This window comes from Bacillus sp. LH1, from assembly GCF_057924895.1.
Genome location: NZ_CM175007.1, coordinates 4,043,275 through 4,059,424, shown reverse-complemented (window position 1 = coordinate 4,059,424; position 16,150 = coordinate 4,043,275). Strand labels below are relative to the sequence as shown.

The window sequence follows — 16,150 nt, the reverse complement described above, 5'->3', positions numbered from 1 at the left end:
ATGGATATAAAATAAGAAAAGAATAATTTTTTTGGCAAATCTTACTGATGAAACTGTAGTATAATATATTGTATTGTATGAAAAAGAGAGTTATTCTATATAAGTGTTTTATAGATAATGTGTAATCAGTCGTCAAAACATGAAGAATGTTGACTCCTGGTTTTTTATTTTTGCCGTAACAATGTTTCAGGAGGATGTCATGAAAAGAAGTACCGAGTTTCTAAAAAGTTTAGATGTAAAATTAATTTTAATTTTGTGTGCACTATGTGTGACGAGTATAGCTGCTATATATAGCAGTCAGCAAACGGGACAGTATGGAGCTGCAAACTTTGCTATGAAACAAGGTGTTAACTACATAATTGGGGTTGTATTGTTACTTCTTGTTGCAAGCATTGATTTAGATCAGTTACAAAAATTATCTTGGCCGCTTTATATTGCTGGGTTTGCTTCACTTATTCTTTTGAAAGTATTACCACCATCAGGTTTTACACCTGAAAAATTAGGTGCAAAAAGATGGTTTGTTTTCCCAGTATTTGGACAAATTCAGCCGTCTGAGTTTTTCAAAATTGCATTGCTACTTGTAGTAGCGAGTATAGCAGTAAAACATAATGCACAGTATATGGCAAGGACATTCCAAACAGATTTGAAGCTAGTAGGTAAAATTATGCTAGTGTCACTTCCACCTATGGCGGTTGTATATAGTCAACCTGATACAGGTATGGTGTTCTTATATGCTGCTGCTATTGCATGTATTCTATTTATGTCAGGTATTCAAAAGAAATTGATAGCATTATGTACAGTTATTCCGTTGACCATATTATCTGCTTTAATATTTATTTTCTTTAAGTATCAAGATTTTTTCTATAATAATTTAGTTACTTTACTAAAACCTCACCAACAGTCGCGTATTGTAGGTTGGTTAAATCCATTTGAAAATGCAGATCAAGGTTATCAAACGCAACAATCGATTTTAGCTGTAGGTAGTGGAGGAATGGAAGGTAAAGGGTTTGGGGGAGGAAGCGTCTATATCCCAGAGAAGCATACTGACTTTATTTTCGCTACAATTGCCGAAGAAGGTGGATTTATCGTAGCAGCCTTAGTTGTCTTCTTGTTCCTATTACTACTATATCGAACAATTATTATTGGTTATTCCGCTGATAATTTATTTGGTACATTATTATGCGCTGGATCGATCGGTATATTAACAGTTCAAATATTCCAAAACATCGGTATGATTGTTGGATTAATGCCTGTAAAAGGTATTGCATTACCTTTCTTATCGTATGGGGGAAGTTCCTTATTCTCGAATATGATTATGATGGGGCTCATACTATCGGTACGGAAAACGTATAAAAAATATATGTTTTCAGTTAAGTAAAAAAAGCTGGTTCGTTTTTAAACGAACCAGCTTTTTTTACATATATGCTCATAAACGTTGCAAACTAAAACAGGTTAGCAGTTTGAGACGGGTAAGGAGTGCAAAGTGATGCATATGCATATTTTTGAAGGAGCACGGCATCTTTCTAGTAGTGAATGGGTTATTCGGGCTATTATAGCATACATATTTTTAATATTAGTTGCGAAAGCGATGGGACAAAGGTCTATCGCACAACTTCGTTTTTTAGATGTTGTATTAGTGTTATTGCTTGGTGGGAATATTTCTAACGCATTGTCTGATGAAAAAGTAGGGTTACTGGGCTCGATGATTACAACGTTCATACTCGTTGTACTTCATATTATAAGCTCAGTTTTAATGCTGAAATGGGATAGATGGAGACGTTTTTTAGAGCCAGCACCTATCATTCTTATACATAATGGTTCCATTGATTTTAGCAATTTGAAAAAGGCGAGAATTACCGTGGAATATTTGTTTTCGGAACTTCGTATGCGAAATGTGAGCGATATTCAAACGATTAAATTAGCATTATGGGAAGCAAACGGTGTCGTTTCTATATTTCGGTATCCAGAATATGAAGCAGTTTCGCGGCTTGATCTTAAAGTGGCGGGAAAAAAATCTCCAGTTTCTTTTGTATTAGTAAAGGATGGGAGGATACAGAAAGATGTTCTTGCATTATTAGGAAAAACAGAAGCTTGGGCGAGAGAATTTCTAGAGGAGAGTACAGAAGTGGAATCTATTATGTTAGCTACAGTAGATGAATCACATAAAATAAATATTTTGTTAAAAAAATGAAAAATATACGCATTTTGTCGTTTCGAACATATGATACAATAGTGTGGACAACGAAAAAGGAGGCGATACGGTGGGATATGTAGAAGAATTACGAAAAATAGTTGGTCATCGCCCTTTAATTTTAGTTGGTGCTGTTGTACTCATTATAAATGAAAATGGATATGTTTTATTGCAGCAGCGGACAGAGCCGTACGGAAAATGGGGGCTACCTGGCGGGCTAATGGAGCTTAGTGAATCACCAGAAGAAACAGCTTATCGTGAAGTATATGAAGAGACAGGAATAAAAGTGAAGAACTTGCGACTAATCAATGTATTTTCTGGAGCGAACTACTTTACAAAATTAGCAAACGGTGATGAATTTCAATCTGTAACAACCGCCTATTATACAGATGAATACGAAGGGGATTTTGTTATGAATAAAGAAGAAGCAGTTCAGCTTAAATTCTTTTCAGTAACAGAACTACCTGACTATATTGTAGGATCGCATAAAAAAATGATTGCTGAATATATGAAGATTATGGAAAAAAAGATATAATCATAGTGAAAGAAATACAAAAACACAGTTCTGGTTGGTAGTCCAGACGCATGATTTCATGTCAGTAACCTTCCCCTCCGGGATGTCCTGTATTTCTAATCTTTTAAAGGAGGGGCTGTCAATGGATTTGACAGTATATCACGATGGCCAATTTTTTGTTGGAATCATTACATGTAAAGAACAAGGGAAATTGTATGGGGCGAGGTATATTTTTGGGGCGGAACCGTCAGATGAAGAAGTGCTTATGTTTGTGAATGGTTCACTTTTAGAGCATTTTCAGCACTTTGCAAAATGTGGTGTAGAAGTTAAAGAAAAACAGCGTCCTAAAAACATAAAGCGTATCATACGACAAGCAGCAAAAGAAATAAATATTAAACGTTTTACTAAGGCGCAAGAGGCGATTAGTTTATCTTATGAATTGCATAAACAAGAAAAGAAAGTGCAGTCTAAAGAGAAGCGAGAAGCTGAAAAAGAAAGAAGACGTTTAATGAAAGTACAAAAAGCAAAGCAAAAACATCGTGGTCATTAAAGAAAAGGTGTTAGAGCAAGAGCTCTAACACCTTTTCTATACTTAAATACAAGTAAACTTACTTGTATTTCATAAACATTAACTGGTAAGATACAAATAGGTAGTTTTAGAGGAGGGAAAAGAGTGATTAATTTTAACTTTTTTATGAATGATGTTGTCCGCCAAGCGCGTGAAGAGATTGTCTCTGCTGGATATACAGAATTGACGACGCCAGAAGCGGTAGAAGAAGCGTTTAAAAGAAATGGAACAACACTTGTAATGGTAAACTCTGTATGTGGTTGTGCAGGTGGTATTGCTCGTCCTGCTGCTGCGCATTCCGTACATTATGATAAACGTCCTAACCACCTTGTAACGGTGTTTGCAGGTCAAGATAAAGAAGCGACAGCAAGAGCGCGTGAATATTTCGAAGGGTACCCACCTTCTTCTCCATCATTTGCTTTATTAAAAGATGGAAAAATTGTAACGATGGTAGAGCGTCATGAAATTGAAGGTCATGAACCGATGCAAGTTATTGCGAAACTACAATCATATTTTGAAGAGAATTGTGAAGAACTATAAAAAATAAGAGAAAAGGCGGCACGTCCACAATCAAGTGGATGTGCCGCCTTTTTTATTTATTATTAAAATTTATGGAATATGCATAGTTGTGTTATTTTATGCATCATTTTATACATAAAAAATAGCATTTATATTGTTTTGTTATTTATTTTTATTTTATATATTGCATAAAAATAAAAGTGCTGATACAATACAAACATCGAATAAATATTCTATTAAACTTTTAAATATACATCATTAGGGGGAAGAAAGATGAAGAAGTTAGTATCAATATCGTTTGCACTTATTTTAATTGTAAGTATATTCAGCGCTTGTAGTAATGGGGAATCGAAAGAAACAAAAGGAAATAAAAAAGTACTCGTAATGGGAACTTCAGCAGATTATAAACCTTATGAATATGTAGATGCGTCAAAGAGCGATGAAATTATCGGCTTTGATGTTGATGTTGCTAAATATATCGGAAAAGAACTTGGGTATGAAGTGAAAGTGAAAGATATGGATTTTGGTGGTTTATTAGCATCTCTTAGTTCAGGAAAAGTTGATTTCGTAATGGCAGGCATGACGCCAACTGCAGAGCGTAAAAATAATGTTGATTTTACAGATATTTATTTTGTTGCGAAAAATATGGTCGTTTCTAAAAAGGATTCTAACATTAAATCTGTAGAGGATTTAAAAGGGAAAAAAGTAGGAGTACAAACAGGGTCTATTCAAGAAGAGAAAGCAGCAGAATTTAAAAAACAAGTAGATTTCCAGGTTGAGGGACGTGACCGTATACCAGAAATCGTACAAGAAATTAAAGCTGGTCGTTTTGACGCTGCAATTATAGAAGACACAGTTGCTAAAAATTATTTAGAGAAAATGAAAGATTTACAAGGAGTTGAAATTAAAGAAGCGCCAGAAGAAGTTGGAGCAGCAATTGCCCTTCCGAAAAACAGTGATAAAACAGCTGAATTTAATAAAGTAATTAAAAAAATGCAAGAAAATGGAGAAATGGATAAATTAGTGAAGAAATGGTTTGGCAGCGGAAAATAAGCTGCCTTTCACTTTTCTGTGAGGGGAATGAAAAGAATGAACTTAGATTTTTCGGCGATTACGCCTTCGATACCATATATACTAAAAGGTTTAGAAGTTACTTTGAAAATTGTAGCAGTATCAGCTTTAGCAGGATTTATTTTAGGAACGCTATTAGCACTTTGTAAAATTGCTAGAATACGAGCATTAAATATAGCAGCAGATTTTTATACATCAATTTTTCGTGGTACACCCCTTGTATTGCAATTAATGATTATTTATTTCGGTGTCCCGCAAATAATTGGTTATGAAATACCAGCATTCTTAGCTGCTGTACTTGCATTTAGCTTGAATTCAGGTGCATACATGTCAGAAGTAATTCGTGCTGGTATTCAAGCGGTGGATAAAGGACAAACAGAAGCAGCAATGGCTTTAGGGGTACCATACGGAAAAATGATGAGAAATATTATTTTCCCTCAAGCATTAAAAAATATATTACCAGCGCTTGTGAACGAATTTGCGACACTTACGAAAGAATCGGCTGTAGTAACAGTAATAGGCGCGACTGATTTAATGCGTCGTGCTTACATCGTAGGCGGTGAGACATTTAAATATCTTGAACCATTACTTTTTGTTGGACTGATTTATTATATGTTAGTCATTATTCTTACATTAGTCGGGAAGGCAATTGAAGGGAGAATGAAGAAAAGTGATTAAAATTGAAAACCTTCATAAATCATTTGGTAAAAACGAAGTATTAAAAGGAATTACAACAACGATTGAAAAAGGGGAAGTAGTTGCAATTATAGGACCTTCTGGATCAGGAAAATCAACATTTTTACGTTGTATGAATATGTTAGAAGCACCAACGGATGGTCACATTTGGATTGGAACGGAAGAAGTAACGAATCCGAAAACGAATGTTATGCATGTTCGTGAAAATGTCGGTATGGTATTTCAACATTTTCACTTATTTCCTCATATGACTGTATTAGAAAATATTACGTATGCTCCTACCAATGTAAAAGGGGTAACGAAGCAAGAAGCTGAAAAGAAAGCTGAGAAACTTTTAGAAAAGGTTGGACTAGTAGATAAAAAAGATACGTATCCAAATCGTCTTTCGGGAGGACAAAAGCAACGTGTAGCAATTGCAAGAGCGTTAGCAATGGAACCCGAAGTTATGTTATTTGATGAACCGACATCGGCGCTAGATCCAGAGATGGTGAAAGAAGTGTTAGAAGTCATGAAATCGTTAGTTACGACAGGAATGACGATGGCTATCGTTACACATGAAATGGGCTTTGCAAAAGAAGTGGCAGATCGTGTTCTTTTCTTGGACGGAGGAAAGCTTGTAGAAGATAGTGCGCCAGAAGAATTTTTTGCAGCGCCGAAAAGTGAACGTGCGCAACAATTTTTACAAAAAATATTGTAATATGAAAAGGTTATGTGAATAATAAGTAGAAAAGGATGACATTGTGTCATCCTTTTTTTATACTAGCTGTAAATACGTTTATACATATAGGAGTAATGATATGTTTAAAATTGGATACCGTACAGTAAAAACAGCAATAGGGACAGGCGCGGCAGTTTTTATTGCTCAGTTATTAGGGTTGGAATTTTATAGTTCAGCAGGTATTTTAGTTATTTTATGTGTACAAAATACGAAGCGCAAATCGCTTCAAGTGTCGTTACATCGTTTTCTAGCTTGTGTATTATCAATGGTATTCGCGTTTTGTATTTTTGAAACGATCGGCTATACACCACTTGCAATTAGCATATTGTTACTTACATTTATTCCGACTGCAGTAATGCTTAAAATTCAAGAAGGCATTGTCACGAGTTCAGTTATTGTTATGCATCTATATTCATTGAAGCAAATTACATGGCTTATAGTTGGAAATGAAATTGCTATATTAACGATAGGGATTAGCGTGGCGTTATTAGTAAATATGTATATGCCGAGTAGTGAAAATAAGCTAAAAGAGTATCAGGATAAAATAGAGAGCAATTTTAAAACGATTTTGTTTGAAATGGTTGTGTATTTACGAAATCGAGAAAGTAGTTGGAGTGGGGCAGAACTCATTGAAACCGAGAATATGTTAAATGAAGCAAGAGATTTATCGTTTAAAAAACTTGAGAATGCATTTATGCGAGAAGATGATTATTACTATCGTTATTTTAATATGCGTATGCAACAATTCGAAATTTTAGAGCGAATGATACCACTAGCAGCTTCTTTATCATGGACATATGAACAAGCTGATATGATTGCAGATGTTGTTGAAAACATTGGTAATGCTATTAGCCCTGAGAGTACTGGCGTTATTTCCTTAAGGCAGCTTCAAGAAATGAGGGAATTATTTAGAGACATGCCATTACCAGCTACACGCGAAGAATTTGAGATACGTGCGAAACTTGTTCAACTTGTGTATGAAATGGAACAATATTTACTCATTAAAAGTCGCTTTAAGGGAAAGGATAATATAAAAGAACTTATATAGAAGGTAGGAATTATCTATGCCGTATCTTCTCTCTATCATATTATGTCTTTCTTTATCGCCGATTTGGCCTCTTGGGGATAATCCACGTGCCGGAGATCCTTTTATTATTGTAAATAAAGCAACGAATAAATTAGCTTACATTGACGATGGAAAGATTCAAAAGGTTTTTCCAGTAGCGACAGGGAAAACGAATGAATTAACTCCAGAAGGAACTTTTGATGTTGTAATGAAAGCGAAGGATCCGTATTATATTGCGAAGGATATTCCAGGTGGGTCGCCAAAAAATCCACTTGGGTCAAGGTGGATTGGATTTAATGCAAGAGGAACTGATGGAAGTAAATATGGAATACATGGAACAAACCAACCGAGTTCAATTGGAAAGTATATTTCACAAGGGTGTATAAGAATGAAGAAAAACGATGTGGAATATTTGTTTGATCGCATTCCAATTGGAACGAAAGTATGGATTGTGAAATCGAAAAAATCATTTCAGCAATTGGCAAAAGAAAAAGGAGCCGTTGCATATGAAAAAGCCAACGAAAAGGTTGGCTTTTTCTATTATAATAAGTTGTCTTGACATGTGTACATAACCGTGCGTTAATGAGAATATAGAAAGATAAAATTAGATAAAGGGGTTGCTCATATGTACTTGAATCCAAAACTTTCGTATATGCAGTTTTTTATGGGATTTCTATTTGTTATTACATTCATATTGGCAACTTTTAATATATGTTCTTATCTTGTAGCAATTGTATGTATGGCATTACTTAATCTAACTTTTGTTATTGGAGCATTTCAGCAGAAACAATATACAAGTTTTGTAATAGCACTTGTAATGTCATTTTCCTTTAGTATTGTAGCGATTGTGTTTTATATAAAATAAACCATCTCGATATCGAGATGGTTTATTTTGTCATGTGTAAAAAGTAAAAAAAGGACGAACACATCGCCCTTTTTACCAAAACATACTCGCGCCAGCAAGTAATGTTGTTACAAGCATAGAAATCAGCATCACATAAACCATAACTTTTTGAGCTTTTTTATGCATCGTTATACCTCCTTGCAAATCAGTACAATTTCATTGTAACGAGAAATGAAATTATGGACAAGGGGAGAGTGAGGACAAAATTCGGGAGGGGATTGCAAAATATAACAGGAAATTTGAGTGTGTATAGAGAATATAGTAAAAGGGTATATTGTTAATTTTTAGTTGGGCAAGCTGAAGAATGGAGATACGATGATGAAAATATACGAAACAGATCGTTTATACTTAAGGGAAATTGATGAGTCGTATGCTGAAACAGTTCTTCAATATTACGACAGAAATCGTGAATTTTTAAAAGCTTGGGAAGAGTATAGACCGGATGATTTTTTTACGCTAGATTATCAAAAGAAAAAGTTGCAAAAGGATAGAAAAGAGTTCGAAGAAGGGAAAATCATCAGACTATGGATTTTTAAAAAGGGTGATGATACGAAAATAATTGGGTGTATTTCATTTAATTTAATCGTTCGTGGCATTTATCAATCTTGTGTACTCAGTTATAAATTAGATAAAGCAGAGTTAAACAAAGGGTATACGACAGAAGCGCTTAGAAAAGCAATTCAAGTTGCTTTTGGGGAATTTCAGTTACATCGTATAGAAGCTCCGATTATGCCTCGTAATTTAGCATCTATACAAGTAGTAACAAAGATAGGTTTTCAATATGAAGGCGTGTCTAGGAAGATGTTAATGGTAAATGGCGTGTGGGAAGATCATATGCGCTGGGTATTGTTAAATGAGTAATAGAAAGCAGATGGTTATCTAGACATGTAAACCATCTGTTTTTTGTCTTGTATTTCGAAACTTTTGCGAAATTCTGTTATAATTAATAGTGTTACATACATAATGGTAGTGCAGGAGGCGCAGTCTTATGATTAATCAAGAACGTTTAGTAAATGAATTTATGGAATTAGTACAAGTAGATTCTGAAACGAAATTTGAAGCAGAAATCTGCAAAGTATTAACGAAGAAATTTACAGATTTAGGTGTAGAAGTATTTGAAGATGACACAATGGCTGTAACTGGTCATGGTGCAGGTAACTTAATTTGTACTTTACCAGCAACAAAAGATGGTGTTGATACAATTTACTTTACTTCTCATATGGATACAGTAGTTCCTGGTAATGGAATTAAGCCTTCTATTAAAGATGGATATATCGTATCAGATGGTACAACAATTTTAGGTGCGGATGATAAAGCTGGATTAGCATCAATGTTCGAAGCGATCCGTGTTTTAAAAGAGAAAAATATCCCTCATGGTAAAATAGAATTTATTATTACAGTCGGAGAAGAATCAGGTCTTGTTGGTGCAAAAGCATTAGACCGTGAGCGTATTACAGCGAAATATGGCTACGCATTAGATAGCGATGGAAAAGTTGGTGAAATCGTTGTTGCAGCTCCAACACAAGCGAAAGTGAACGCAATTATTCGCGGGAAAACAGCTCACGCTGGTGTAGCGCCGGAGAAAGGTGTATCTGCAATTACTATCGCAGCGAAAGCAATTGCGAAGATGCCACTTGGTCGCATTGACTCTGAAACGACTGCAAATATTGGACGTTTTGAAGGTGGTACACAAACGAATATCGTTTGCGATCATGTACAAATCTTTGCAGAAGCTCGTTCTTTAATTAATGAGAAAATGGAAGCACAAGTTGCGAAAATGAAAGAAGCATTTGAAACAACTGCAAAAGAAATGGGCGGTCATGCAGACGTTGAAGTAAACGTTATGTACCCAGGATTTAAATTTGCTGATGGCGATCACGTTGTAGAAGTTGCAAAACGTGCAGCTGAAAAAATTGGTCGTACACCTTCTCTTCATCAAAGTGGTGGCGGAAGTGATGCAAACGTAATTGCAGGACATGGTATCCCAACAGTTAACTTAGCGGTTGGTTATGAAGAAATTCATACAACAAACGAGAAGATTCCTGTTGAAGAATTAGCAAAAACAGCAGAATTAGTTGTTGCAATTATTGAAGAAGTAGCGAAGTAATGGAATAGAAAAAGCGTGTAAATCAATTATGATTTACACGCTTTTTATTTTGATTCGATTGCTTTGACAAGACGTATAAGCGAATATAAGAAAAACTATGGAAGTATATACGTTGTTGCTACATGTACTAGACGAGGGAATAACCTTAACGTATTCATATTGAAAATCGGAAGTAGTAAATAATTAATTGCAATGATTAATATAACTACAAGGAATGTATAGTTGAGTTTATCCCGCTATTTGCCGGACAGTAAGACCCCTACCTCAAAATTCAGCGAAAGTAAAGAAGTTAGGTGGGGGCCCTGCTGCCCGTAAAAGTCCGATTAGTGAGAGTTGATTAAAGTTTCGATTTATATCGATTATAAAAAAGAACAAGTAATTATTATAACTATTGTGCAAAATTTGATATAATAAAAGAACGAACGTTCTGATTAGGGAGTGAGTACTATGCGAGAAATGTATCCGAAAAATGGTCGTGTTATTTTACATGTAGATATGAATTGCTTTTTCGCATCTGTTGAAATTGCTCATGATCCATCATTACAAGGAAAGCCATTAGCGGTTGCTGGAAATGAAAAAGAGAGAAAAGGAATTATTATAACATGTAGTTATGAGGCGAGGGAATACGGAATACGTACGACGATGCCCCTTTGGGAAGCGAAAAGGTTATGCCCGCAATTAGTTGTAAGGCGTCCTAATTTCACATTATATCGCGAAGCTTCATTTCAAATGTTTCAAGTCCTTTCTCGTTTTACAGAAAAGATACAACCAGTCTCAATAGATGAAGGATATTTAGATATTACAGATTGCTACGCACTTGGTTCGCCTCTTGAAATAGCAAAGATGATTCAACAAGCACTATTAACAGAGTTGCAGCTTCCGTGTAGTATCGGAATCGCTCCAAATCTTTTCCTAGCAAAAACAGCTTCTGATATGAAAAAACCTCTCGGTATTACCGTACTTCGAAAACGTGATATTCCAGAAATGATTTGGCCACTTTCAGTTGAAGCAATGCATGGGATTGGAGAAAAAACAGCTGAAAAATTAAATGAAATTCATATACATACAATTGAACAGTTAGCGAAGGGAGACGAGCATATCATTCGCGCTAAAATTGGCAAGCACGGTATTGATTTACAAAAGCGTGCAAAAGGTACGGATGATAGGGAAGTGGATCCGAGTCAAATGGGCCAACATAAAAGTGTCGGTAACTCGATGACTTTTTCAAAGGATATGGATGAAGAGAAAGAATTACTTGATATGTTAGAACGGTTATCAAAATCAGTGAGTAAAAGATTACAAAAGCGAACCCTTGTTAGCTATAATATTCAAATTATGATTAAATACCATGATAGGCGAACAGTAACACGGAGTAAGCAATTGAAAAATGCAATTTGGGAAGAACGCGATATTTTTCAAGCAGCATCCCGTTTATGGAAGCAACATTGGGATGGTGATTCCGTTCGTTTACTAGGTGTTACAGCTACTGAAATAGAGTGGAAGACAGAATCGGTGAAACAATTAGATTTATTTTCATTTGAAGAGGATGCGAAAAAAGAACCACTACTTGCTGTCATTGATCAAATTAACGATAAGTATGGAACACCGATTTTACAACGAGGTAGTCAACTACTACGTAAGCAAGAGAAGTCGTTTCAACAAAAGTTAGAAAATAAGTTTATGTAGAAGGTGTCATGAAGTAGTAAAATCATGACACCTTTCCTAGTTAACTCGCTTCTAAATTTAAAGAAGTCTTCCATCCAGCTCCAGTAACGCCAGATTCTAATAGCATTCTACTTACTATTTTTTCAATTAAGATAGCCGCATTTGTCTTGCAATGTAATGTAGCCTGTATACACACCTTTTGATTAGAATCTACGTCTTCACTATACAACTCTTTTAAACCGATTCCTTCTGTACTTACCATATGCATAAGTAAAAAACGAATATGTGCTTCATTTTCTTCTGAACAAGTAAGGGAAAGTAAGTAGTTCGTTTGTTCTGGTGATTCTTCTTTTGATTTTTTATTCATAAAAAGAGCAATTGGGCGAAGAAGTATATTTGCTAGTAACACGCCTGCTGCACCTAATATAGCTGCAACGAGGAAACCGGCGCCTGTAAGAGTACCGACAGCAGCTGCACACCATAAAGTAGCTGCTGTATTTAGCCCTCTAATACTAAAACCATCGCGGATAATAACGCCACCCCCTAAAAATCCAATACCACTAACGACTTGAGCAGCAATGCGGGATGGGCTAGCATCATGATCAAGCATGACGGATAATAAAACAAGTATACAGGCACCAAGTGATACGAGAGCATTTGTCCGTAACCCAGCCATTCGGTGTCTCCATTGTCTTTCCATTCCAATGCAAGCTCCTACAATAATTGCTATAACTAACCTGAATACAATGTCGTACCATACCATCATGGTCACCTCCATATATAATATGTGTTATGTTTTTTAGAATGAGCGGGGGATACCCACTCATTCTTATTTTTACAACCAGCTATGAAACTTTTTAATATAAAGCTTTTTCAGGAATTGTGTTAAAAAAGCGTAGCCTAATAGTATTCCTACTAACCAAGGGAAATAGTTAAGTGGCAATGCTTGTAAACCAACGGCTGCACCAAGTGGTGAGAATGGAATATAAATCCCGATTGCCATAATAAGAGCGGTTAATAAAACGACTGGTGTTGATGCAGTGCTTTGAATAAATGGAATCTTTTGTGTTCTTATCATGTGAACAATTAAAGTTTGTGTTAACAACCCAACGACAAACCAACCGGACTGGAATAATGATTGCTCGCTCGGTGTATTTGCACCAAATACATTCCACATGACTACGTATGTGATAATATCAAATATAGAACTAATTGGGCCGATACAAATAATGAAGTTTCGTAAGTTTGCAGTATCCCATTTTCGTGGTTTTTCTAGAAACTCTTTATCCATTTTGTCCCATGGAATAGAAAGTTGTGAAATATCATAAAGTAAGTTTTGAATTAAAAGATGAATGGCAAGCATCGGTAAAAAAGGAATGAAAGCACTTGCTACTAACACGCTAAACACATTACCGAAGTTAGAGCTAGCTGTCATCTTAATATATTTTAAAATATTTCCGAATGTAGTACGTCCTTCTAAAATCCCTGCTTCTAATATAGTTAAACTTTTTTCGAGTAGAATAATATCGGAAGCTTCTTTCGCAATATCAGTAGCAGTATCAACAGATATTCCGACATCAGCTTCACGTAATGCTACAGCATCGTTAATGCCGTCTCCCATGTAACCTACAGTGTGTCCATTTCCTTGTAATGCGTGTATAATACGAGATTTTTGCATGGGATTAAGCTTCGCAAATACAGTCGTTTCTTCGGCAAGTCTTGCTAATGCTTTATCTGGTAAAGAATCAATCTCGTAACCGAGGATTGGTTCGCAGATATCTAATCCAACTTCTTTACAAACCTTTCTTGTAACAATTTCGTTATCGCCAGTTAAAATTTTCACTTGTACACCATGTTTTTGTAATGCTTGAATTGCAGCTGCTGCAGATGGTTTCGGTGGATCTAAAAAGCCGATATATCCAGCGAGAATCATATCAGTTTCGTCTTTTACTGCGTACTCTGTAGCATTTATTCTTCTATCTTTTTTATAAGCCACAGCAATAACCCGCATACCTTCACTATTTAGTGTCTCACTTATTTTTTTGACATTTGAACGTATTTCCTGGGTGAGTGGAACGATTTTTTCATCCACTTCAGTGTAGTTACAAATTGATAAAATTTCTTCTACGGCACCTTTACAAACCATTGTATGTTCACCTGAAATATCCTTTACGATGACTGACATACGCCGGCGGGCGAAATCGAATGGAATTTCATCTAGCTTTTGAAAAGCTGATGGATTAAATGTATTGTTTTCCTCTGTATGCTTAATAACAGCTTTATCTATTAAATTTTTCAATCCAGTTTGATAGAAACTATTTAAATAGGCAAATTGCAAGACGCGATTGCATTCATTTCCCTTGGGATCTAAGTGACGAACAAGGACAACGTTATCTTCTGTTAAAGTTCCGGTTTTATCTGTACAAAGAATGTTCATAGCACCTAAGTTTTGAATAGAATTTAGCTGTTTTACAATTACTTTTTGTTTAGACATTTTAACGGCACCTTTAGCTAAATTAGCAGTTACAATCATTGGTAACATTTCAGGTGTAAGGCCAACAGCGACGGCAATAGCGAAGAAGAAAGCTTCTTGCCAATCACCTTTTGTGAATCCATTAATGAGAAGGACAATAGGTGCCATAATAAGCATGAATGTAATTAAGAGCCAGCTTACTTTGTTTACACCTTTATCAAAGTTTGTTTCTACACGCTTTCCAATTACCTTATTGGCTAAAGAGCCGAAATACGTATCGGTACTTGTTGAGATGACAACAGCTTTTGCGCTACCACTTACAATATTTGTTCCCATGAAACAAAGGTTTTCCATATCGAGTGGATTGTAATTTTTTTCATGTTTGTCGGTAAGATATGCTTATTTTCTGTATGGTAGCAGTGTTCGTATTTTTCTACAGGAAATGCTTCCCCTGTTAAAGAAGATTGATTAACAAATAAATCTTTAGCGGATACAATACGCACATCAGCTGGAATGATATCACCGGCTGAAAGGGAAATGATATCGCCAGGTACAAGTTCCTCAATTGGAATTTCTGTTGTGTAATTTCGATTTAAATTCGTTACATTTTTTGTTTCATGTACAAATCCATTTATTCTAAATACGCTTGCAGTTGTTCGAACCATAGCTTTTAAATTATCGGCAGCTTTTTGAGAACGAAATTCTTGGGAAAACCGAATTGTTGCACTAAGTAGTACCATTGCAGATACGACAATTGTTCCTTGCATATCATCCGTGAAAAAGGAGAGTGCTCCAAGAGCTAATAAAACGAAAATAAATGGATTTTTAAATGCCGACAGAAATTGAATGTACCACGGTGCCATTTTATTATGAGCTATTTCGTTCGGACCATATAAAGAAAGTCTACGAGACGCTTCTTGTTTAGATAATCCATCTTGTGTTGTTTCTAAAAGTTTTAACGCAGAGCTTACATCTTGTGTTGCAACCTCCACTAATAATTCGTTATTTGTTTTCATGCTATCTTGCTCATAAGCATGCTTTGTTTCTTGTCTTTGTAAATTAAACATCGGTAGTTCCTCCTCTGTCATGAAGGAGGAAACAATCTGTTACCTAACTATTTGAAATGGTGAGGAACAGTTTCTTTCCTACCTACATGATGAAATATGAATGTAAAACGTATGGGTATCTGGGCCGAATCATCAATTGCCAACTGTTCCTCACCTCCGTACAATTTAGTAGTTTCTGAATATGCTATGTTTGTTTCATAGTAAGGTGCATATAGACGTAAAAAGACCTTTACTCAAAACGAGTAAAGGTCTGAATTCGCAGTTAAAAGAGTCCACAACAAAGACTGTTAGTAGACATAAATAAAAACAGTTTTTGTGTATGACAAAATACATGCACCTCTCCCTCGTTGAGTTTTAGCACTGTATAGCATAGGTACTGAAACCAGCTACATTAAAAAAGGCCTTCATTCCGACCTTTCCTGTTGACCCATTGGCGTCTCTCGACATTTTTGGGCAGCAGCGTTTCTCTATACAGGAGCCTCACCTAACAGAGACCATATTCAATTACATGTTGAATGTTAGCACTGTAAAATTGTAGTGTCAATATCTTTTTTATCTGTGTTTTTAAAATATTAAACGGATTTATAATAG

16 protein-coding genes, 1 pseudogene and 1 riboswitch are annotated in these 16,150 nt (G+C 35.5%); of the genes and pseudogenes, 14 read left to right on the top strand and 3 right to left on the bottom strand.

Annotated features, from left to right (window positions below; translation table 11 throughout):
- The first annotated feature begins 199 nt into the window (after positions 1-199).
- From ACX9TM_RS20930 to ACX9TM_RS20880, 11 genes are all read left to right on the top strand, one after another.
- Positions 200-1,378, top strand: coding sequence for an FtsW/RodA/SpoVE family cell cycle protein (locus tag ACX9TM_RS20930; RefSeq protein ID WP_000831181.1), 1,179 nt, complete (start codon positions 200-202; stop codon positions 1,376-1,378).
- A gap of 108 nt (positions 1,379-1,486) precedes the next feature.
- Positions 1,487-2,191, top strand: a complete 705-nt coding sequence (locus ACX9TM_RS20925; RefSeq protein WP_000550974.1) for a DUF421 domain-containing protein — start codon at positions 1,487-1,489, stop codon at positions 2,189-2,191.
- 70 nt (positions 2,192-2,261) lie between these two features.
- Positions 2,262-2,726: an NUDIX hydrolase gene (locus ACX9TM_RS20920; RefSeq protein WP_000542536.1), complete on the top strand. Its 465-nt coding sequence runs from the start codon at positions 2,262-2,264 to the stop codon at positions 2,724-2,726.
- Between the two features lie 121 nt (positions 2,727-2,847).
- Entirely contained in the window at positions 2,848-3,255 is a 408-nt protein-coding gene (locus tag ACX9TM_RS20915; RefSeq protein WP_000366599.1) for a YjdF family protein, read from the top strand.
- A 144-nt stretch (positions 3,256-3,399) separates the two neighbouring features.
- Complete coding sequence (locus ACX9TM_RS20910; RefSeq protein ID WP_001979317.1) at positions 3,400-3,813, top strand: BrxA/BrxB family bacilliredoxin; 414 nt, start codon at positions 3,400-3,402, stop codon at positions 3,811-3,813.
- 252 nt (positions 3,814-4,065) lie between these two features.
- Positions 4,066-4,845, top strand: coding sequence for a transporter substrate-binding domain-containing protein (locus tag ACX9TM_RS20905; RefSeq protein ID WP_000737675.1), 780 nt, complete (start codon positions 4,066-4,068; stop codon positions 4,843-4,845).
- A gap of 36 nt (positions 4,846-4,881) precedes the next feature.
- Positions 4,882-5,541 carry an amino acid ABC transporter permease gene (locus ACX9TM_RS20900; protein ID WP_001046916.1) on the top strand — a complete coding sequence of 220 codons (660 nt, stop codon included), beginning with the start codon at positions 4,882-4,884 and terminating at the stop codon, positions 5,539-5,541.
- Positions 5,534-6,256: an amino acid ABC transporter ATP-binding protein gene (locus tag ACX9TM_RS20895; RefSeq protein WP_000590206.1), complete on the top strand. Its 723-nt coding sequence runs from the start codon at positions 5,534-5,536 to the stop codon at positions 6,254-6,256. Before ACX9TM_RS20900 ends, ACX9TM_RS20895 begins: the two co-directional genes overlap by 8 nt.
- A 100-nt stretch (positions 6,257-6,356) precedes the next feature.
- Complete coding sequence (locus ACX9TM_RS20890) at positions 6,357-7,325, top strand: aromatic acid exporter family protein (protein WP_000472671.1); 969 nt, start codon at positions 6,357-6,359, stop codon at positions 7,323-7,325.
- A 16-nt stretch (positions 7,326-7,341) separates the two neighbouring features.
- Positions 7,342-7,902 (top strand): L,D-transpeptidase, encoded by a 561-nt coding sequence (locus ACX9TM_RS20885; RefSeq protein WP_001146566.1) that lies wholly within the window; start codon positions 7,342-7,344, stop codon positions 7,900-7,902.
- 66 nt (positions 7,903-7,968) lie between these two features.
- On the top strand, positions 7,969-8,208 hold the full coding sequence (locus tag ACX9TM_RS20880) for a DUF3894 domain-containing protein (RefSeq protein WP_000281167.1): 240 nt from the start codon (positions 7,969-7,971) through the stop codon (positions 8,206-8,208).
- A 72-nt stretch (positions 8,209-8,280) separates the two neighbouring features.
- Here the strand turns inward: ACX9TM_RS20880 and prli42 are convergent, their stop codons facing one another.
- Entirely contained in the window at positions 8,281-8,373 is a 93-nt protein-coding gene (gene prli42 / locus ACX9TM_RS20875; RefSeq protein WP_000549040.1) for a stressosome-associated protein Prli42, read from the bottom strand.
- Positions 8,374-8,562: 189 nt separating this feature from the next.
- Here prli42 and ACX9TM_RS20870 point away from each other — a divergent pair, with 189 nt between their 5' ends.
- From ACX9TM_RS20870 to ACX9TM_RS20860, 3 genes are all read left to right on the top strand, one after another.
- Positions 8,563-9,108: a GNAT family N-acetyltransferase gene (locus ACX9TM_RS20870; protein WP_001987197.1), complete on the top strand. Its 546-nt coding sequence runs from the start codon at positions 8,563-8,565 to the stop codon at positions 9,106-9,108.
- A gap of 127 nt (positions 9,109-9,235) precedes the next feature.
- Positions 9,236-10,354: a tripeptidase T gene (locus ACX9TM_RS20865; protein ID WP_000609803.1), complete on the top strand. Its 1,119-nt coding sequence runs from the start codon at positions 9,236-9,238 to the stop codon at positions 10,352-10,354.
- Between the two features lie 447 nt (positions 10,355-10,801).
- Positions 10,802-12,040: a DNA polymerase IV gene (locus ACX9TM_RS20860; protein WP_001208858.1), complete on the top strand. Its 1,239-nt coding sequence runs from the start codon at positions 10,802-10,804 to the stop codon at positions 12,038-12,040.
- 40 nt (positions 12,041-12,080) lie between these two features.
- Here ACX9TM_RS20860 and ACX9TM_RS20855 read toward each other — a convergent pair whose 3' ends face one another.
- Both ACX9TM_RS20855 and mgtA read right to left on the bottom strand, forming a co-directional pair.
- Complete coding sequence (locus tag ACX9TM_RS20855; protein ID WP_065382236.1) at positions 12,081-12,782, bottom strand: MgtC/SapB family protein; 702 nt, start codon at positions 12,780-12,782, stop codon at positions 12,081-12,083.
- A gap of 72 nt (positions 12,783-12,854) precedes the next feature.
- Positions 12,855-15,559 (bottom strand): annotated as a pseudogene (gene mgtA, locus ACX9TM_RS20850) (magnesium-translocating P-type ATPase).
- Between the two features lie 331 nt (positions 15,560-15,890).
- Positions 15,891-16,058, bottom strand: a riboswitch (M-box (ykoK) riboswitch).
- Positions 16,059-16,150 lie beyond the last annotated feature (92 nt).

Excerpts from the sequence above, each read along its gene's own strand:
- ACX9TM_RS20910 (WP_001979317.1), top strand. The coding sequence starts at position 3,400 with ATGAATGATGTTGTCCGCCAAGCGCGTGAAGAGATTGTCTCTGCTGGA.
- ACX9TM_RS20885 (WP_001146566.1), top strand. The coding sequence starts at position 7,342 with ATGCCGTATCTTCTCTCTATCATATTATGTCTTTCTTTATCGCCGATT.
- ACX9TM_RS20870 (WP_001987197.1), top strand. The coding sequence starts at position 8,563 with ATGATGAAAATATACGAAACAGATCGTTTATACTTAAGGGAAATTGAT.
- ACX9TM_RS20900 (WP_001046916.1), top strand. The coding sequence starts at position 4,882 with ATGAACTTAGATTTTTCGGCGATTACGCCTTCGATACCATATATACTA.
- ACX9TM_RS20905 (WP_000737675.1), top strand. The coding sequence starts at position 4,066 with ATGAAGAAGTTAGTATCAATATCGTTTGCACTTATTTTAATTGTAAGT.
- ACX9TM_RS20860 (WP_001208858.1), top strand. The coding sequence starts at position 10,802 with ATGCGAGAAATGTATCCGAAAAATGGTCGTGTTATTTTACATGTAGAT.
- ACX9TM_RS20925 (WP_000550974.1), top strand. The coding sequence starts at position 1,487 with ATGCATATGCATATTTTTGAAGGAGCACGGCATCTTTCTAGTAGTGAA.
- ACX9TM_RS20930 (WP_000831181.1), top strand. The coding sequence starts at position 200 with ATGAAAAGAAGTACCGAGTTTCTAAAAAGTTTAGATGTAAAATTAATT.
- ACX9TM_RS20890 (WP_000472671.1), top strand. The coding sequence starts at position 6,357 with ATGTTTAAAATTGGATACCGTACAGTAAAAACAGCAATAGGGACAGGC.
- ACX9TM_RS20865 (WP_000609803.1), top strand. The coding sequence starts at position 9,236 with ATGATTAATCAAGAACGTTTAGTAAATGAATTTATGGAATTAGTACAA.
- prli42 (WP_000549040.1), bottom strand. The coding sequence starts at position 8,373 with ATGCATAAAAAAGCTCAAAAAGTTATGGTTTATGTGATGCTGATTTCT.
- ACX9TM_RS20855 (WP_065382236.1), bottom strand. The coding sequence starts at position 12,782 with ATGGTATGGTACGACATTGTATTCAGGTTAGTTATAGCAATTATTGTA.
- ACX9TM_RS20915 (WP_000366599.1), top strand. The coding sequence starts at position 2,848 with ATGGATTTGACAGTATATCACGATGGCCAATTTTTTGTTGGAATCATT.
- ACX9TM_RS20880 (WP_000281167.1), top strand. The coding sequence starts at position 7,969 with ATGTACTTGAATCCAAAACTTTCGTATATGCAGTTTTTTATGGGATTT.